Origin of the sequence: Methylotenera oryzisoli, from assembly GCF_004661485.1 — a bacterium.
GTDB classification, from domain to species: Bacteria; Pseudomonadota; Gammaproteobacteria; order Burkholderiales; family Methylophilaceae; genus Methylotenera; species Methylotenera oryzisoli.
The window spans coordinates 49,110-66,505 of record NZ_PQVH01000011.1; the positions used below are offsets into that span (position 1 = coordinate 49,110).

The window sequence follows — 17,396 nt, forward strand, 5'->3', positions numbered from 1 at the left end:
TGCCGAAAGTCACCATACGGGAGTCACCAATCAGGCTGGCTCATTACTCACTTATTGTCATATTTGCGCGTATCACCGGATGTATCCAGCAGCGGAACACATACTCGCCTTCGGCATCATCCGGCACTGTCCAGCTGACCACATCACCAGGAATCTGAATTTCAAGATTGACCACAGTGCCATCAGGATAAGTGACATAAAGTGCATGTGTAATATTCGAACGGTTTTCAATCTCGATGCGATCTTTTCGTTTTGGCACGAATGACCACGCTTCAAGCTCATGATGGGATAGCGCCATTTTGTGCAAGGTTGCGCCAGCGGCCAACGGTTCAACTAAGCCTTGTACTGCTCTGGACGGGTAAACCTTTTCTGAAGCCTCAAGTTTTGAATCATGATTATTAACATCATGCGCAACAGAATCATGGCTATCCGCACTATGAGCAGTAGAGCATACGATCAGTAGCATGGCTGCCATCAAAGTCACCATCCAAAATTGCAACTGCAATAAGTTAGTGGTGTGCAAAGCGTCCGTTTTATGTGCGTTGATAGCTACACGCCATAACCTTCCAAACATCGGTTTCATCGCATTATATTTTATTCCTGCTTTATGCATACTCACTCCGGCATCTTTGGATAATCCACCCGCAATGGGCCACCATCCAGAGTCTTAACAAACTCGATCAAGGACAACCTTTCCGCATCGGTTAGTTCAAATGGTTTCATTTCCAACGAACGGCTCTTGCGGTCAAGACCACCTTTTTCATAGTGCTTGATCGTTTCCTCCAGACTAGACATGGAGCCATCGTGCATATATGGACCGTTGATAGGTAGGTCACGCAATGATGGCGTCTTGAACGCATACTGCATGAGCGTTACCTGTGGTGGCACCTTTGCACCACGGCCAAAGTCATCGGTAAGCAAGCCGATATCGTGAAAGCTGTCATCAGTAAAACGCCATGATTTATGACAAGAGACACATTGCGCCTTGCCTGTGAATAATTTAAAGCCATGTTTGGAGCGCTCACTAATCGCACTTTCATCCCCAGCCACCCAACGGTCAAAAGGCGCGGTATTTGAAACCAGTGTTCTCTCGAAGCTAGCTAACGCCTCAGTGATACGTTTTTTGTTAACGGCGGCATCACCAAATGCCTTTGTAAACAAAGGACGGTACCCTTGTATGCTTTCCAGACGCGCTATCACGCTCGGAAGATCAAAATTCATTTCATGTGGGGTAGTAATCGGCAGCACTGCCTGTGCTTCTAAAGAGCCAGCACGGCCATCCCACATGAAGGCTGAAAGCCACGCACTATTGAGCACGGTTGGCGTGCGGCGTGCGTTTGTTACATGTTCTGAGCCCAGCGGGCGTAAACGGCCATCACTCCAGCGCTTATCAGGCGCATGACAGGTGGCACAAGACATATTGTTATCTCGAGAAAGACGCGTATCAAAAAACAACGCCTTGCCTAGATTTGCTTTATCTTCTGTCAACGGGTTGGATGACGGTGAAGGGATGCCCTCAGGCCGGAGAAAATCGTTTTTTGAAACGGTTTCGCCAGCGTGTGAAATACCCGTCACCGCCATATTCATGACAAGAAGCAGGCCCATTAAGCAATGACCGGGCCTAGTTCCCATTTCCATTTTAGCTCGCCTTACCAACAACTGGTGAGATGGTGCAGTGATAGGTCATATCATCATTTTCAGCACCGAAACACCAGACGATGTCGTTGTTGAACTCTGGACGATACACTGGCAATTCACCGTGTGTATTGAAGCAGCCGCAACGAGTGGCAGTTTGTTTACCACAGCAGTCACGGTACGCAATCAAGTATGTCTGACCGTCACCTGGGTTAAAGCAGCTGGCAACCCATGAGCTTGGTGACAAACTTGATCCTGGTGGGCAAGAGGTCAAACTACCGCCATTACAGTCACAAATTTGACCGTCGATAGAACAATGACGCCAGTAGTCACACGATTGTGGATCTTTATCCTGAGGGACCCAGCCACGTTCACGGGTCATGCTGTTAACACTGGCTGCTTGTGCTTCACCAAGACCAAGGCGAGCGCGACGGTCAACTGGTAGCAAAGGTAACAGTGCTGAACCTGCTAATAACATACCTACTTTGCCGATAAAGCTACGGCGGCCAGTGTAATTGGCAGTGGTACGCGCCAATTTCTCAATGGTAGAATCAAATCGTTTGTTTTCTTTCATTTTGTTTTCCTTATCCTAAATATTTGAACTTTTAGACTAAATTAATGAACACCTTTGTTTTCGTCTGCGCGCAGTAACGGAGTCGTACTGTGCTTCATGAAGTCCTGTAAAGTTGAATGCCCTTCACGAACTGTTTCAAACAAGCTTTCAACATGCTCACGTGTATTGCACAGGCCTTTGCCAAGAATCACACCATCTGCATCAAGCAACACACCGTAAGGAACTTTAGAAATCTGATAACGGATACCAATTTCAGCTGAAACAACATAGCGCTCATTTTGCAGCGGATGGTTACGCAGGAACTCAAGGTGTTCAGCACGTGTACCATCACTGATTAGCACTACATCAGCACCTTCTGCAGCAGCTACTGAACGAATAATCGGCAGTAACTTAGCGCAGATAGGGCAGCTTGGGCCAGTAAACATCAACAGGCTTGGACGCCCCGGTGTAACCGCACGACCAACTGTAATCGGCTCACCGTCAAACGTCGTCTGACTAAACACTGGTGAGCGTTCGCCGACTTCAGGGCCGTTGTCGAGCAACATAGCGCCCAGCGGAGCAGAACGCTCGTGTAACAGACCAATTTGTCGTATAACGCCAAGCATCAATGCTGCTAGGCTTAAGAATGCGCACCACAACAACACATTCGATGCAATAATAAATCCAGTATTCATTTCTATTCTCCTATATATAAACTAACTTTTTTTGGCACGTGTGTCGTGTAAGCCTACGATTAGATCTGCAGCAAGATAAAGCATCGTAAACATCGCAGCAGCCGCTACACCGATCGCTACTGATTCAAATGTCATTGCTGACAAACTAACCGATACGTTAGCGGTGAAAAGACTCACTGCTGCTAGTGCAAGGGCACGCATTACGTGAAACATGCCGATGCGACTCACACTGGTCGGGCGACGTACGCAACCACAGTCAATGTGGGTGCGGCCACGTCCGACATTAATCGCTAGCGCCATTGCAAACATCATAAACAGGCCTGCCGCTACCCACGCAGCCACCTCGCGCGCTGGCGGCACCAGCAATGCTATGGCGCTGCCAAGCTCCAACCAAGGTAGAAGCTTCGCGAAGGGGGCGACCATGAAGGAAGGAAGCAGCCGATAATTGGCAACCACACCCTGAAACTCATCTGTGTTGCGGATTTTTGGAATTGCAGCCGCAGCCAAAACAAGTGCCAGGAAAAGTGAAGCAAACACCGGAACAATCGGGTCATTAATCAGCCAGTTCATGATTTACTCACTTATCCATCGTAACGATAATTTGAGGAGCTTTGCCCATCTCGTCCATTGATGCCAACTGCTTACCACCCAACGCGTCAAATGTATAGATGATTTTGTGCTCAATTGAAGCCGCGATCAGCGTAGGATTTTTGTCCTGAGTCACAGCAATAGAATCAATCGCATGTTTCAGGTCAATACGGCGCAAACGTTTACCGGTTGTGCCATCAGCCACCACTACAAAACGGCTAGGTAATTTATGCGTCCATTTGGCACGTTGGTCTGCAAGCAGATAGATTTCGTTACGCTCTTTATGGTAAGCAATTGGTTGCCAACCACCTGGGCCCCATTTATCCTTCTTCTCTTTATCTGAGAAAATCTCAATTGGTTTCAAGAATTCAGCACCAGAGTCAGTCAACTTAGCCTGAAAGATCTTACCTTCGTAAGTTGGCCATACTAAACGACCAGATGAGTTTGAGTAGTACGGGTTATTGTGTAGATACTCATTCTCGGCATGGAATACTTTAGTATTTTTCTGCTTAGCGTTACCTTGGTTATCATAAGAAACCTGCAGCAATGAGCCGTCACGACAGTGCATGAAGAAGTTCTGTTTGGCAGCTGGGAAAATGTGATAACAATCTGGAACAGGGATTGTCTTCACATATTTTTTAGCTTCCAGATCAACCAGACCCACGCCAGAGGTTGGTGAGAACTGCTGAATCAGCATGTGTTTATCATCAACACTCAAAGACGTAGTGCGTTCCATCAAACCGGTTAAAAAGCGGATTTCAGGAATATCAATATCAGCAACCGCCTCAAGTGTTTGCGGATCATGCAACCTCACGTAGTCATCACGCTTACCGTGAGCAATACGATCGTAAGTTGTATTAGCCATACCTACAAACTTAGCGCTTGACATCACATGCGGCAGTTTGCCACCATCAATCAAGCCATACAGTTGCAGTTTGTTGTCATTGGCGCCCATTACATACGTTTGAGAAGTCATGTTGAAGTGACCAGGATCAATCACGTAAAAACGCTTAGCATCAACTGGCGGCGCTTTTGCAACTGACAAATTGTCAATTTTGAGGCTGCCAACTCCGGCAAGCTGTTTTGGCACAGCTTTTTGATCTTCAGCAAACGCAGGTTGCGCTGCCACCAACAAAGCGGCGATTGCCAACTTGCCTGCAAGGCTAGCTGTTAACCCGCGCTTCGCATTGGTTGATTGATTATTTAAAGTAATCATGTTTTCTCCACATTATTAATAATTTATAAATGCACTTCTGAATCAAAACCACCGGCTATCAAATGAATAGCAGCGTGAGTGCTGCAGACCCAATAGAAAGCAAGAGGAACCCATCTACTTCAACTGCACGTTCTTGCCAACGAGCAAGCCAAGCCTGAGCAGCCTGATTGCTAACTGGTAAAAAGTTGATAGCGACTGGCAAGCAGCGGCCAATGTTGAAGATAGCGAATATCGTGATAGCCGTTTGCACGTCACCACTGAACAGCGCTACACCAGTAACGATGTAAAGCATTGGTGTTTGCACATAGGTCAGGTAGTTCATGCCTAATGCAAAGCCATACAACAAGCCAATCACCCATGAACTGAAGCGGTAACGTGCGTCATGTGGTACTTGTGCGCGACGTTGTGGATATGGCATCTTCAAAAAACCAAACTGATGCACACCATAACCAATCGCGAGCACAGACATGCCTGCTACCATATAAGTGAAAGGAAGTTGTTCAAACAGCAGCCAGCCTGCGAAGCCTAATGCGCCACCTAATACCAATGCACCAACTGCATAACCTAGTACATGGGTTAAAAAGGTGGGCGTCCAACGTGCTACTGACCCGAACGAATAACGTCCAGCTGGGCGCAATAGACTCAAACTAGAATAGCCGCATGGCGACCAGGTTGATAAAAAGCCACCCACCAGTGCAAGCACGACAAACATCGCCGTTAATGCATCAGTAGTTGCCACTCTTGAATCTAGAATGCTGCCACCAGCGACACCTGCGGCAATAGCTAGCGCCATTGTTGCAAAACGTACCGTACCTGAACGCGGCTCAGCAAAGCTGATCGCATCAGGCACACATGCAACGGCAGCGTTGCCTTGGGATGCCTGATACGTTCCAGACCCTATACCCATTTTCATGATCTCCTCCTATGGCCATGTGGCCACTTGTTGATTGAAATAAAAACTACGCAACGCCAATATAGTTACAATTGTGTTACTTCCGTAGCAAGAATCGGCAAGTCATCAAACTTCCAATCTCACTGTTGCCGATTTTTGCTACCAGTTTTCTTTCACACTCCAATCACACTCAGCTATGCTTTATTACAAGTGCCGAATAAAAAAAGCCGCACCCGAGGGCGCGGCTGTAAGCTAGGCGTTATAAACGTTGGAGATGCCTAAATGAAAAGCTGTTAGCAATTCGATCAATTTTAATAACCTAATAAATACTCCGTCTTCTTGCTGTAAAAAAGAACACTGCATTTAAAAACTCCGGTAAAACTTAAAACTGATGGCTAGAACTATAGCGACGCAGATGTCACTACCGTAGTAAGAATCGGCATAGCGTCATGCCTCATGGATAACTGTTGCCGATTCTTGCTAATTACCTACACTTCTAGCTCCAGTTTCTCAACTCCATACCGTTTCACCAATAAAATTTTTGAACACACACCAACACTAAATGTCGAAGTTTTTATCCAGATATTTAAAATTTATGCGGTGTATTTATACCTATAAATACTGTAGCCACCAGCCACACATTCACTACTTTTTATGGCTAATTACATATTAAAAAATGGGTGTAATATAAGGAGGTTGGTGCAACCTAAGTCTAAAAATTCATCTATATTTCATCAAGTTACCATCACGCTGTCACTATTGCCGTTTTTTACTATCAATCTATATTTTTTGGAGTAAAGTGACTCTTGCCAACCTAATACTTAGCGTGTATTGAAGTAGCATTAGAAATAAACCATTGAACGCTTTAAAGATTAATGACAACGATAAAAACAATAAAAAAGACTAGACTTTTCGCTTAAGGCATAACAATAAAAACGCCGGGGCCAGCATCCACGAAAAGTTAGACTAGAGGAGAAGTATCGTGAATTTCCAAGAAGAGTTTCTGGGCATATCCGCCACGGGTGGCCCTAAAATACATTTAGTCGAACGTAAAACCACCGATGTTCTGGAACAGGCGGACGCGCTGCCGTTTTGGTCACAGGACTACACCCAGCTGAGCAAAGGCACATTTGCCGGCGCGCTAACCAGCGTCACAAATCAGGGTGTGCAAGTGTTTCGCGAGACCATGAACCGAGCGGTAGACCAAATTGCGCATGCGCCGTCAGATGCCTATGTCATCGGTCTTGCTACTATTATTGAGGGCGATGCTTCATGGGGATTGTTACCAGTTAAAGCCAATACCATGATTACGTTGGATAAGAACACTGAACTAGTATTCCGCACCTCGAAACTATCTGAAATAACGGCCGCTGTTATTACATCACAGCGCTTAGAAGAATATGCAGCACAGGTGGAATGGATAGACCTGCGCAAAACCATGGAAAGCGTGAAACCAGTGGAGCTTATTTCTCCCGAAATAACTGCCCGCCTGCAAGCATCACTCACTGATGGCATGCACTATGCCTCCCAGTTTCGCGATACAGCAGATGCACAACAGATATGGCGTCTTTTCGAAAACGATCTGATGGCGACCTGCCTGCAGGGGCTACTACAAGCCAGTAATAGCCCCAATCATAACCATGACCACCGTATTCATCGCTATATCGTTAACCGCGTACGCGACCTTACGCTGTCAAGCTCAGGCTATCCGCTCACGATAGAAGAGCTCTGTATTAGCCTGCGCATCAGCAGGCGAACCTTGAATCATGCGTTTATCCGGGTATTAGGCATTACACCGGTTGCCTATATGCGTAATGTACGGCTACATCGCATACGCGCAGAGTTGCAATCTGCACCGCATCAGGTGCGCTACATTGCCAGTGTGGCCGCCAAATGGGGGTTCTGGCATATGAGCCTGTTTTCACGCTATTACCGCGAACTGTTTGGTGAAACTCCTATCGAGACACTATCGCGCTCACGTATAGGGGAAAGACACTAAACTAGCTACCTGCTATCTGGTAGCGAAAGCGAATCCACTCAGCAGTCAGTTTATTTAATTACACACGTGTTGGCCACAGCGAGCGAGGTCAAACACTTAACTTAGGAGGTCGTCTCACAATGGGTTCATTTAGTATCTGGCACTGGTTGATTGTACTACTGATTGTGGCATTAGTTTTTGGCACTAAAAAGCTGCGCAATATCGGCGGAGACGTAGGTGGTGCAGTCAAAAGTTTCAAAGAGGCAGTGAATGAAGGAAAAGCCAGCCCAACGCTAGAAAACAACAATTCCAATAGCGGGCAGACAATAGAGCATGACACCACAGCTAAGACCAGGCAATAAGTCATTCAGGACGTAACGCATTATGTTTGATATCGCATTCTCAGAGTTGGTAGTGATTGGCGTGGTAGCGCTCATCGTCATCGGTCCAGACAAACTACCAAAAGTGGCACGCACCGCAGGCCACCTATTTGGCAGGGCGCAACGCTATGTCAATGATATCAGGTCCGAAATGGACAATGAACTGCGCTTAGAAGAGCTGAAAAAACTACAGGATGAGATACTGGAAAATACGCAATCCGCACCTAAATACCAAGTAGGTCAGGTAATCCGCCATGGTCAGATTATCCGCGATGACCTTATTGCCAATAATGCCCAGATACTCAATGATATAGATGTAAACGAAGATTTAACAACAAGAACTGTACATCCAACCACGATGACAGAGGGTGACTACATCCCAACGCCGCTCAGGGCACAAGCTCTAAATCAAGCCCAGATAAATAAAACCATGTCTAACCAACAAACCGCATCAAACCAAGGCTAATCAAATTGGGCATCACGGATAATCTAATCTCACACCTGATTGAATTGCGTAATCGCCTGCTACGCATAGCAATAGGCTTATTGCTCATCATTATTGCGCTATTTCCGTTTGCGAATGAGATTTACCATTTTCTAGCAATGCCCCTACTAGCAAGCCTACCTGCGGGCGGGCAAATGATAGCCACCGACGTAACCACGCCTTTCTTCGTACCCATGAAGTCTGTGCTACTGACTGCCTTCGTGATTTCTCTGCCTCATACCTTGTATCAGATATGGGCTTTTGTCGCCCCAGGGCTATACACGTATGAGCGCCGTCTAATCTGGCCTCTAATTTCTGCTAGCACGCTGCTTTTCTTGTGCGGCATGGCATTTGCCTATTTTCTCGTGTTCCCGGTTGTGTTCGGCTTTATCAGCAACACCGCACCAGAAGGCGTAGCGGTGATGACTGACATCGGCAATTACCTAGACTTTGCTATGTCACTTTTTATCGCGTTTGGCCTTGCATTTGAGGTACCGGTTGCCGTGGTACTAATGGTAAAGACTGGAATAGTAAGCGTTGCAAGTTTGCGTGAGGCTCGTTCTTACGTGGTAGTAGGCGCTTTTGTAGTAGGGGCGATTGTCACGCCGCCTGATGTAATATCTCAGTTCATGCTGGCCATGCCGCTATGGCTCTTATATGAGGCCGGTATTCTGGTAGCTAACCTCACTCAGAAATCCCACAGTACAGGCACCTCAAGTGTCGGCACTCAACTAGCTGCGCTTGACGAATAAACCCAAGCTATTTTCTAAAGCATATCGATAGCACAAAATAAAAAAGCCAGCTAAACGCCGGCTTTAATATTAAAAACTCATTGATTGATTGGTCGGGACGGTGTGATTCGAACACACGACCCCTTGCACCCCATGCAAGTACGCTACCAGGCTGCGCTACGCCCCGAACCGTTGTTACTCACTACTCGTAACAAGGTGTGCATTATATCGCAAAAGCCATGCCGCCATAAAACTGGCAGTATAAATAATTAATGCGCCGTATTTGCTAACGAAAAATCTGTACGTAATAAACTCAAAATTTCACGCAACTCGGCTTTAACCGCTTGGTAATCAAAAGCCTTACTCTTATCTTCACCAGCAGCTAAAGTAGTAGGCTCAATTTCAGTAAGAGCTACAGTAGCACTCCTCACACTAGCAGGTTTCTCGCTGTGGACGGTCTTCGCGTTAAACTCAAGGTCATCCAGGCGGTTACGCGCACCACTAATCGTAAAACCTTGCTCGTACAATAACTCTCGAATGCGTCGAATCAGCAATACTTCATGATGCTGATAATAACGACGGTTACCGCGACGTTTGACTGGTTTAAGCTGTGTGAACTCCTGCTCCCAGTACCTTAACACGTGCGGTTTAACACCACAAAGCTCGCTTACCTCACCGATTGTAAAGTAGCGCTTTGCTGGAATTGGTGGCAATTGCACCTTGGCGACCTGTTCAGTCATACTTTCGGCTTTCTCACTCAATAACTACTACACTAAGAAAACTAATTCACTAGGAACATTAACACCCCAGTAAAGCTAAAACATTACACTCATGCAACTTGTACTGCGCTGTAATTTATACTGCGCGATTGTCTTACGAGGGATACTACACAACAGTCAATCATCGACATGCACTAAGTTGCAAAGTTTGCATCAACCTTGCTTTTTAATTTTTGGCTAGCATGGAACGTAACCACACGGCGCGCAGTGATAGGTATTTCCTCGCCAGTTTTAGGATTACGGCCAGGACGTTCTGATTTCTGACGCAATTCGAAATTACCAAAACCAGATAACTTAACGCTATCACCAGCTTCTAGCGCAGTACGCACTTCTTCAAAAAATGCTTCCACCATATCTTTGGCTTCACGCTTATTTAACCCAACTTGCTCATACAGTAAATCAGCAAGTTCAGCTTTTGTTAAAGTCATAAACACTCCCGTTTTTTTAATGCTTTGTATCGCTATTTAATATTATTGGTTGATGCTCAATGCAAAAAAATAAATCCCCCCTACTATAGTATGGAGGACTTAGTTTCTTAACACTGCATCAAATTTTATTTGCAACAATTGTAGCAGATTCGCGATTGCAGTATCAGCATCACTGTCTGTTAATGTTTTTTGAGTATCGTGCATAAGTACTGATAATGCAAGGCTTTTTTTATTTTCTGGCACACCTTTACCTTGATACAAATCGAACAATGCCACATCTGCAATCAAGGCGATATTCTCCTCATGAATTGCACTTAACACTGTTTGCACTGCAATATTTTCATCTAAAACGATGGCCAAATCACGGCGCACAGGCAGTAATTTTGAAACTTCCTGATATGCCGGTAATGGGCGAGCCACAATCGCGTCTACCTCAAGTTCAAACACATAAGTGCTTTTCGCCAGATCATAATGCTGCTGCCATTTTGGATGCAGTTTACCCAACCATCCAATGGCTTTGCCATTCAGCAAGATTTTGGCTGTTTGACCCGGATGCAGAGCGCAATGCTCGGCTTTTTCATAAGACACCTGCTTATGCAAGCCATCAGCCCCAACTAAGCTATTCACATGCGCTTTAACGTCAAAGAAATCAATTTCAGTATTGGCTGCAGCCCACTGCTCAGGCTTAGCGCTACCATATGCAAGACCTGATACGCGTGTAGTCTCTTGGTAGGTACCTGCTTGCTGCTGATACACCGCGCCAATCTCAAATAAGTAAGCACGCTCTTGCTTGCGGTTAAGGTTGTAAGTGAGCACATCCAGCAAACCACCCCACAAACTGGTACGCATTACGCTCAAGTTACTTGCGATTGGATTCTTTAGCTTAATTGGTGTTGGGTTGCCGATTAAATCACGCTCCCAACTTTCATCCACAAAGCTATACGTCACCACCTCTTGATAGCCAGCAGACACTAAGCTATCACGCAACTGGTTCAAATGTAGGTGCTGCTCAGGTGCTGCCAGCATATTTAAACCAGCAACCGGCGCTATCGCTGGAATGTGGTCATAGCCATGTAAACGTGCAACCTCTTCAATCAAGTCCTCTTCAATTGTGATATCAAAACGATAGCTAGGCGGCACTACAGTGAACACATCATTAGTACAGTCAAATTCAAAACCCAATTGCGTCAATAATTGGGCAACTTTTTGCTGCGTTAGGCTAATGCCTAATACAGAGACCAAACGTGACATTCTTAACTTCACCGCGTCACGCGCTGGCAATGTAGCCAGCACTTCTGTCACAGGGCCAACTTGGCCGCCACACAAGGTTTTAATCAGTGACGTTGCATACTCAAGCGCATTACGTGTGTTGCCAAAATCAACACCGCGCTCAAAACGATAAGATGAATCTGAACTAAAACCAAGTCTGCGTGCTTTACCTGCAATCACGGCTGGCGTAAAGAACGCACTTTCCAGAAAAATATCGGTTGTGCCATCACCCACCGCGCTAGGCTTGCCACCCATGACACCAGCGAGTGCAAGTGCACCATTTGCATCGGCAATCACTAAATCATCTGCTTTTAACTCTATGAGTTGGTCATTGAGTAAAGCGATAGATTCACCTGCATTAGCAAATCGTACGTTGATATCGCCATTTAGCTTAGCTGCATCAAACGCATGCATAGGCTGCCCAAGTTCTAATAACACGTAGTTGGTAATATCAACCACCACGCTAATGCTACGTAAACCACTACGCTCTAGACGTTTTACCATCCATGCCGGTGTTGCTACTGCCGTGTTAATGCCGCTGATTAAACGTCCGCAATAACGTGGGCAAACCGTTGATTCTTTCACCACAACATTTTTAGCCTGTGCATGTTCCGCCGCCACAGGTGCAATTGCGTTAAAGCGAGTCTGCGCACCGGTAATGGCTGCAACATCACGCGCAATCCCGTTCAAGCTCAAGCAGTCACTGCGATTAGGAGTAAGTTTTAATGTAAAAAGATGATCGTTCAAATCCAGATATTCACGAATATCCTGACCCACCACTGCATCACTATCTAACTCCAGCAAACCGGCTGCCTCTGCGCTAATACCAAGCTCTTTGGATGAACACATCATGCCAAAGGACTCTACGCCGCGCACTTTCGCCTGTTTAATCGAAATGCCCGGCAACTCAGCACCTACCATGGCACACGGTGCAATAAGACCAGCACGTGCATTGGCTGCGCCACATACAATCTGCAAAGGCTCAGCCAGGCCTACATCCACCTTGCACACTTGTAAGCGATCTGCATCCGGATGCTTCTCGGCAGAAAGAATCTTAGCAACCACTACTTTGTTAAACGCTGCAGCAACCGGCTGCATCTCTTCAACCTCAAGCCCAGCCATTGTTAGGGCGTGACTCAGTGACTGACTATCTAAATCTGTATCGACTAAACTGCGTAACCAATTTTCTGAAAATTGCATAATGCTTTACAACCTTGAATTAAGGATTAAATTTGTAAGTACTCAATGTGAGCTTGTGCAAACTATTGCGTTATTTGAATTGACTTAAAAAACGCAAATCATTGTTAAAGAAATGACGTAAATCATTAACGCCATAACGTAGCATGGTCAAACGCTCAATACCTAAACCAAAAGCAAAGCCACGGTACTTTTCACTATCAATATTCACGTGTTTAAACACCTCAGGGTGCACCATGCCACAACCGCCAATCTCTAACCAACCGCCATTCCAACTCATATCCATTTCAGCTGATGGCTCGGTAAATGGGAAAAATGATGGCCTGAAGCGCACGGTTAGGTCATCACGCTCAAAGAACTTCTGTAAGAAATCCTGAACCACACCTTTAAGATTAGCGAAACTAATGTCTTCATCTACCCACAAACCTTCCACCTGATGGAACATTGGTGAGTGTGTTGCATCAGAGTCCACACGGTACACACGACCAGGGGCAATAATCTTGAATGGCGGTGTTTGGTTATTTTTTAAAGCATTTTCCATATAGCGCGCCTGCACTGGTGAGGTATGCGTTCTCAACACATTAGCCTCATCAATATAAAACGTGTCATGCATGGCACGTGCAGGATGATCTTCTGGAATATTTAATGCAGTGAAATTATAAAAATCTGTTTCTATCTCAGGCCCAGTTGCCACCTCGAAACCAATCGAATGGAACAACTGCTCTACACGCTTCAAGGTAAGGGTTACTGGGTGTAAACCGCCTTGCGATTGCGCTCTCGCTGGCAAAGTCACATCAATTGACTCTTGCGCTAATTGTTTTGCCTGCTCGGCATTGAGTAGCGACTCTCTGCGCGCAGTTAGTGCCGCCTCTATGGCTTGTTTTACTACGTTAATCGCTGCACCGGCAGCAGGACGCTCTTCTGCGCTTAACTTGCCTAAACCTTTTAACGCATCTGTTAGTGAACCTGATTTTCCTAAGTACTTTGCCTTAGCAATTTCCAAATCATTCATTGAAGCACTATTAATAAAATCTGCTTCTGCTTCAGCAATTAAATGCGTTAAGTCTGCCATGTTGTTTCAATCTTTTAATTATGATTAATGCTATAGAATTTAAAATCGAATTTAAAATCAAAGCAGCGCCAATAATAGCGCCCAATAGATTTTTGTAATACATTGATTTGCATGTAAAAATTGCAAAGTTGGATTTTACAGCAAAAAAAAGAGGCCGAAGCCTCTTTTTTTCATCAAACTTAAATTAAGTTTGAAAAGTACTTACCTACCTACTTATGCTGCTAAACCAGCTTTTGCTAATTCTACGAATTTTGCAAATGCAGCTTTATCAAACACAGCCAAGTCAGCTAATACTTTACGATCCACTTCGATCGCAGCTTTTTTCAAGCCATTCATGAAACGGCTATATGTCAAACCGAACTCACGTGAGCCAGCATTGATACGTGCAATCCACAATGTGCGGAATTGACGTTTCTTTTGACGACGGTCACGATAAGCGTATTGACCCGCTTTCATTACCGCCTGTTTAGCTACGCGGTAAACGTTTTTACGACGACCACGGTAGCCTTTAGCTGCTTTTAATACTTTTTTGTGTCTAGCGCGAGCGATGACACCACGTTTTACTCTAGGCATGTTCTACTCCTATTGTGTTGGCATCATAGCGCGGACGCGCTTGACATCAGTTGAAGAAATGATCGCCGTGCCGCGTAATTTACGCTTTTGCTTGGTGGTCTTTTTCGTTAGGATATGGCGCAAGTGAGAGTGTGTACGCTTCACTTTACCATTACCCAAGAATTTAAAGCGCTTTTTGGCGCCGCTCTTGGTTTTCATCTTTGGCATTTTGTTCTCCTTAGAGTGGTTAAGAGTGCCTAGGCATGCCGTTTAGCCGTATCACTCAGGGGTACTACTTACTACTTCTTTAGCGTAATCACTGTAGTATCAAACAGTCATTACTTAACTTTCTTAATCGGACCCAGTACCATCACCATTTGGCGACCTTCCATTTTTGGGTACTGTTCAACGATTGCGTATTCTTTCAAATCTGCTTCTACACGTTTTAGCAAAGCCATACCAAACTCTTGGTGCGTGATTTCACGGCCTCTAAAGCGCAAAGTAATTTTTGCTTTATCGCCATCTTGAATAAATCGAATGATATTGCGCACTTTGATGTTGTAATCGCCATCATCCGTACCTGGACGGAACTTGATTTCTTTTACAACCACTTGCTTTTGTTTAAGCTTAACTTCGTGCTGTCTTTTACTTTCGGCATATTTAAACTTACCGTAGTCCATCAATCTACAAACAGGCGGCGCCGCATTTGGCGCTATCTCTACAAGATCAATGTCAGCCTCTTCCGCTTTTGCAAAAGCTTCAGCTAAACTCACAATACCTAAGGGCTCACCCTCAACACCCACCAAACGAACCTGTTGCGCTGTAATGTCGCCATTGATTCGGGTTTCTTTTTCCTGTGCTATATCAAATTCTCCAAATAGTTAAGCCGTGCACCTGTATGTTTAAACCTTAGCTTCAATCTCTGCTTTTAGGCGCTCAACTAACGCGTCAATCGGCATAGAACCTAGGTCTTCACCTTTTCTGGTACGCACGGCCAAATGTCCTGCTTGCATTTCGCGCTCACCTGCAACGAGCAGATAAGGCATTTTCTGCATGCTATGTTCGCGTATTTTATAGGTAATCTTCTCATTTCTCAAGTCAAATTCGCATCGAATGCCATTTTGCCTCAAAGTTTCAACTACTTGGCGCACATAATCTGCCTGACTTTCAGAAATATTCAACACCATCACCTGGACCGGCGCTAGCCAAAGTGGCATTGCACCTGCGTAGTTTTCAATCAAGATACCGATAAAGCGCTCCATCGAACCAACAATTGCACGATGCAACATTACTGGACGCTGACGTGTATTATCTTCCGCCACGTACTCTGCACCTAAACGCTCTGGTAAGTTAAAGTCTAGCTGGATGGTACCGCACTGCCAGAGGCGACCCAAGCTATCTTTCAATGTAAATTCAATTTTAGGGCCATAAAAAGCCCCCTCACCCGGCTGTAAATCAAAAGCCTGATTGTTTTTATTTAATGCATTTGCCAACGCTGCTTCCGCTTTGTCCCATGTTTCATCAGCACCTACACGTTTTTCTGGGCGTGTTGATAGCTTAACCAACACATCATTAAAGCCAAAATCACCGTAAGCTTTATAAAGCATCTGGATAAAGTCAGCCACTTCTGCTTCAACCTGATCTTCAGTACAAAAGATGTGCGCATCATCTTGGGTAAAGCCACGCACACGCATCAAACCGTGCAATGAACCTGATGGCTCGTTACGGTGGCAAGAACCAAACTCAGCCAAACGCAAAGGCAAATCGCGATAGCTATGCAACTGGTTATTAAAAATCTGCACATGACCAGGACAGTTCATCGGCTTCACCGCATACTCACGGTTCTCAGATGAAGTCACAAACATGTTGTCACGGTAATTTTGCCAGTGGCCAGATTGCTCCCAAAGCGTTTTATCCATGACCGTTGGCGTGCGCACTTCCTGATAGCCAAAGTCTTTAAACATTTGACGCATGTATTGCTCAATCTCTTGCCATATGCTCCAGCCGCGTGGATGCCAAAACACCATGCCTGGTGCATTGTCCTGCATATGGAAGTAATCCAGTTGTTTACCCAATTTACGATGATCGCGCTTTTCTGCTTCTTCAAGCTGGAACAAATAAGCCTCTAACTCTTCTTTGTTACGCCATGCAGTACCATATACACGCTGCAACATCTCATTATTGCTATCACCGCGCCAATATGCACCAGCCAACTTCATTAGCTTGAATGATTTGATCTTACCTGTGCTTGGTACGTGTGGGCCACGGCATAGGTCAGTAAAGTTGCCCTCTGTGTATAGAGAAACATCTTCGCCAGCCGGAATAGATTCGATAATTTCAGCTTTATATTGCTCGCCGATGCTTTTGAAATAAGCTACAGCTTCATCACGTGGCAATACTTTTCTGGTAACAGGCTCGTCTTTTTTCGCGAGCTCGGCCATTTTCTTTTCAATGGCAATTAAATCTTCTGGTGTAAACGGGCGCTTATATGAGAAATCGTAATAGAATCCATTGTCAATCACAGGGCCAATTGTGACTTGTGCATCTGGGAACAACTCTTTCACTGCATACGCCAACAAATGCGCTGCTGAGTGACGAATCACTTCCAAGCCTTCAGGATTTTTGTCAGTGATAATGGCTAAGTCGCTATCAGCCTCAATTAAATAGCTGGTATCTACCAACTTATCATTCACCTTACCTGCCAGCGCTGCTTTGGCTAAGCCAGCACCGATATTCATGGCGACCTCAGCCACGGTGACTGGCTGATCAAAACTACGTTGCGACCCATCGGGCAGGCGAATGACTGGCATACAATTTCTCTCTAAAACATAAAAGCCGCAAGCGGCTTTTGAATAACGTAAGGGATAAAGCAGGAATTATCGCACAGCAGGATAAAAGACTGCAATTTATCGCGTGCAATTATCGCGCTATCAACAATTAATGATGA

Annotated in this window: 19 protein-coding genes and 1 tRNA gene; 4 read left to right on the plus strand and 16 right to left on the minus strand. The window is 45.3% G+C overall.

Annotated elements, in window-relative coordinates:
- Window positions 1–43: 43 nt before the first annotated feature.
- The 7 genes from C3Y98_RS08960 to C3Y98_RS08990 are packed head-to-tail and all read right to left on the minus strand — an operon-like array spanning window position 44 to window position 5,600.
- Window positions 44–583, minus strand: coding sequence for a cupredoxin domain-containing protein (locus tag C3Y98_RS08960; protein WP_245234350.1), 540 nt, complete (start codon window positions 581–583; stop codon window positions 44–46).
- A gap of 32 nt (window positions 584–615) precedes the next feature.
- A complete protein-coding gene (gene mauG, locus C3Y98_RS08965; RefSeq protein ID WP_245234351.1) occupies window positions 616–1,638 on the minus strand; it encodes a tryptophan tryptophylquinone biosynthesis enzyme MauG in 1,023 nt (340 codons plus the stop codon).
- A gap of 1 nt (window position 1,639) precedes the next feature.
- The gene (mauA, locus tag C3Y98_RS08970) at window positions 1,640–2,209 is read right to left on the minus strand and encodes a methylamine dehydrogenase (amicyanin) small subunit (RefSeq protein ID WP_135278263.1); all 570 of its coding nucleotides are present in this window, start codon (window positions 2,207–2,209) and stop codon (window positions 1,640–1,642) included.
- A 41-nt stretch (window positions 2,210–2,250) separates the two neighbouring features.
- Window positions 2,251–2,883: a methylamine dehydrogenase accessory protein MauD gene (mauD, locus tag C3Y98_RS08975; RefSeq protein WP_135278264.1), complete on the minus strand. Its 633-nt coding sequence runs from the start codon at window positions 2,881–2,883 to the stop codon at window positions 2,251–2,253.
- Window positions 2,884–2,904: 21 nt separating this feature from the next.
- Window positions 2,905–3,453 carry a MauE/DoxX family redox-associated membrane protein gene (locus C3Y98_RS08980; RefSeq protein ID WP_135278265.1) on the minus strand — a complete coding sequence of 183 codons (549 nt, stop codon included), beginning with the start codon at window positions 3,451–3,453 and terminating at the stop codon, window positions 2,905–2,907.
- Window positions 3,454–3,460: 7 nt separating this feature from the next.
- Complete coding sequence (mauB, locus tag C3Y98_RS08985) at window positions 3,461–4,687, minus strand: methylamine dehydrogenase (amicyanin) large subunit (RefSeq protein ID WP_135278266.1); 1,227 nt, start codon at window positions 4,685–4,687, stop codon at window positions 3,461–3,463.
- Between the two features lie 58 nt (window positions 4,688–4,745).
- On the minus strand, window positions 4,746–5,600 hold the full coding sequence (locus C3Y98_RS08990) for a methylamine utilization protein MauF (protein WP_135278267.1): 855 nt from the start codon (window positions 5,598–5,600) through the stop codon (window positions 4,746–4,748).
- A gap of 961 nt (window positions 5,601–6,561) precedes the next feature.
- Between C3Y98_RS08990 and C3Y98_RS08995 the strand changes: the two genes are divergently transcribed.
- The 4 genes from C3Y98_RS08995 to tatC all read left to right on the plus strand — a co-directional run bounded on the left by C3Y98_RS08995 (window position 6,562) and on the right by tatC (window position 9,173).
- A complete protein-coding gene (locus C3Y98_RS08995) occupies window positions 6,562–7,578 on the plus strand; it encodes a helix-turn-helix domain-containing protein (protein WP_135278268.1) in 1,017 nt (338 codons plus the stop codon).
- A 119-nt stretch (window positions 7,579–7,697) separates the two neighbouring features.
- Complete coding sequence (tatA, locus tag C3Y98_RS09000) at window positions 7,698–7,919, plus strand: Sec-independent protein translocase subunit TatA (RefSeq protein WP_135278269.1); 222 nt, start codon at window positions 7,698–7,700, stop codon at window positions 7,917–7,919.
- 22 nt (window positions 7,920–7,941) lie between these two features.
- On the plus strand, window positions 7,942–8,403 hold the full coding sequence (gene tatB / locus C3Y98_RS09005) for a Sec-independent protein translocase protein TatB (RefSeq protein WP_135278270.1): 462 nt from the start codon (window positions 7,942–7,944) through the stop codon (window positions 8,401–8,403).
- Between the two features lie 5 nt (window positions 8,404–8,408).
- Complete coding sequence (tatC, locus tag C3Y98_RS09010; RefSeq protein ID WP_135278271.1) at window positions 8,409–9,173, plus strand: twin-arginine translocase subunit TatC; 765 nt, start codon at window positions 8,409–8,411, stop codon at window positions 9,171–9,173.
- Between the two features lie 89 nt (window positions 9,174–9,262).
- On the opposite strand, the gene C3Y98_RS09015 is transcribed toward tatC, so the two are convergent.
- From C3Y98_RS09015 to thrS, 9 genes are all read right to left on the minus strand, one after another.
- Window positions 9,263–9,339 (minus strand) — tRNA-Pro (locus tag C3Y98_RS09015).
- An 82-nt stretch (window positions 9,340–9,421) separates the two neighbouring features.
- Entirely contained in the window at window positions 9,422–9,892 is a 471-nt protein-coding gene (locus C3Y98_RS09020) for a MerR family transcriptional regulator (RefSeq protein ID WP_135278272.1), read from the minus strand.
- Between the two features lie 173 nt (window positions 9,893–10,065).
- Window positions 10,066–10,359: an integration host factor subunit alpha gene (locus tag C3Y98_RS09025; protein WP_135278273.1), complete on the minus strand. Its 294-nt coding sequence runs from the start codon at window positions 10,357–10,359 to the stop codon at window positions 10,066–10,068.
- A 99-nt stretch (window positions 10,360–10,458) separates the two neighbouring features.
- Window positions 10,459–12,828, minus strand: a complete 2,370-nt coding sequence (gene pheT, locus C3Y98_RS09030) for a phenylalanine--tRNA ligase subunit beta (protein WP_135278274.1) — start codon at window positions 12,826–12,828, stop codon at window positions 10,459–10,461.
- A 70-nt stretch (window positions 12,829–12,898) separates the two neighbouring features.
- The gene (gene pheS / locus C3Y98_RS09035; protein ID WP_135278275.1) at window positions 12,899–13,897 is read right to left on the minus strand and encodes a phenylalanine--tRNA ligase subunit alpha; all 999 of its coding nucleotides are present in this window, start codon (window positions 13,895–13,897) and stop codon (window positions 12,899–12,901) included.
- 213 nt (window positions 13,898–14,110) lie between these two features.
- Window positions 14,111–14,470 carry a 50S ribosomal protein L20 gene (rplT, locus tag C3Y98_RS09040; protein WP_015832524.1) on the minus strand — a complete coding sequence of 120 codons (360 nt, stop codon included), beginning with the start codon at window positions 14,468–14,470 and terminating at the stop codon, window positions 14,111–14,113.
- Between the two features lie 9 nt (window positions 14,471–14,479).
- Entirely contained in the window at window positions 14,480–14,677 is a 198-nt protein-coding gene (rpmI, locus tag C3Y98_RS09045) for a 50S ribosomal protein L35 (protein WP_019897898.1), read from the minus strand.
- Between the two features lie 110 nt (window positions 14,678–14,787).
- Window positions 14,788–15,312 carry a translation initiation factor IF-3 gene (gene infC, locus C3Y98_RS09050; protein WP_135278276.1) on the minus strand — a complete coding sequence of 175 codons (525 nt, stop codon included), beginning with the start codon at window positions 15,310–15,312 and terminating at the stop codon, window positions 14,788–14,790.
- 39 nt (window positions 15,313–15,351) lie between these two features.
- Window positions 15,352–17,259, minus strand: coding sequence for a threonine--tRNA ligase (thrS, locus tag C3Y98_RS09055; RefSeq protein ID WP_135278277.1), 1,908 nt, complete (start codon window positions 17,257–17,259; stop codon window positions 15,352–15,354).
- Between the last annotated feature and the right edge of the window lie 137 nt (window positions 17,260–17,396).

Coding starts and splice junctions, on each gene's coding strand:
- C3Y98_RS08960 (WP_245234350.1), bottom strand. CDS start 583: ATGAAACCGATGTTTGGAAGGTTATGGCGTGTAGCTATCAACGCACAT.
- mauG (WP_245234351.1), bottom strand. CDS start 1,638: ATGGAAATGGGAACTAGGCCCGGTCATTGCTTAATGGGCCTGCTTCTT.
- mauA (WP_135278263.1), bottom strand. CDS start 2,209: ATGAAAGAAAACAAACGATTTGATTCTACCATTGAGAAATTGGCGCGT.
- mauD (WP_135278264.1), bottom strand. CDS start 2,883: ATGAATACTGGATTTATTATTGCATCGAATGTGTTGTTGTGGTGCGCA.
- C3Y98_RS08980 (WP_135278265.1), bottom strand. CDS start 3,453: ATGAACTGGCTGATTAATGACCCGATTGTTCCGGTGTTTGCTTCACTT.
- mauB (WP_135278266.1), bottom strand. CDS start 4,687: ATGATTACTTTAAATAATCAATCAACCAATGCGAAGCGCGGGTTAACA.
- C3Y98_RS08990 (WP_135278267.1), bottom strand. CDS start 5,600: ATGAAAATGGGTATAGGGTCTGGAACGTATCAGGCATCCCAAGGCAAC.
- tatA (WP_135278269.1), top strand. CDS start 7,698: ATGGGTTCATTTAGTATCTGGCACTGGTTGATTGTACTACTGATTGTG.
- tatB (WP_135278270.1), top strand. CDS start 7,942: ATGTTTGATATCGCATTCTCAGAGTTGGTAGTGATTGGCGTGGTAGCG.
- C3Y98_RS09020 (WP_135278272.1), bottom strand. CDS start 9,892: ATGACTGAACAGGTCGCCAAGGTGCAATTGCCACCAATTCCAGCAAAG.
- C3Y98_RS09025 (WP_135278273.1), bottom strand. CDS start 10,359: ATGACTTTAACAAAAGCTGAACTTGCTGATTTACTGTATGAGCAAGTT.
- pheT (WP_135278274.1), bottom strand. CDS start 12,828: ATGCAATTTTCAGAAAATTGGTTACGCAGTTTAGTCGATACAGATTTA.
- pheS (WP_135278275.1), bottom strand. CDS start 13,897: ATGGCAGACTTAACGCATTTAATTGCTGAAGCAGAAGCAGATTTTATT.
- rplT (WP_015832524.1), bottom strand. CDS start 14,470: ATGCCTAGAGTAAAACGTGGTGTCATCGCTCGCGCTAGACACAAAAAA.
- rpmI (WP_019897898.1), bottom strand. CDS start 14,677: ATGCCAAAGATGAAAACCAAGAGCGGCGCCAAAAAGCGCTTTAAATTC.
- thrS (WP_135278277.1), bottom strand. CDS start 17,259: ATGCCAGTCATTCGCCTGCCCGATGGGTCGCAACGTAGTTTTGATCAG.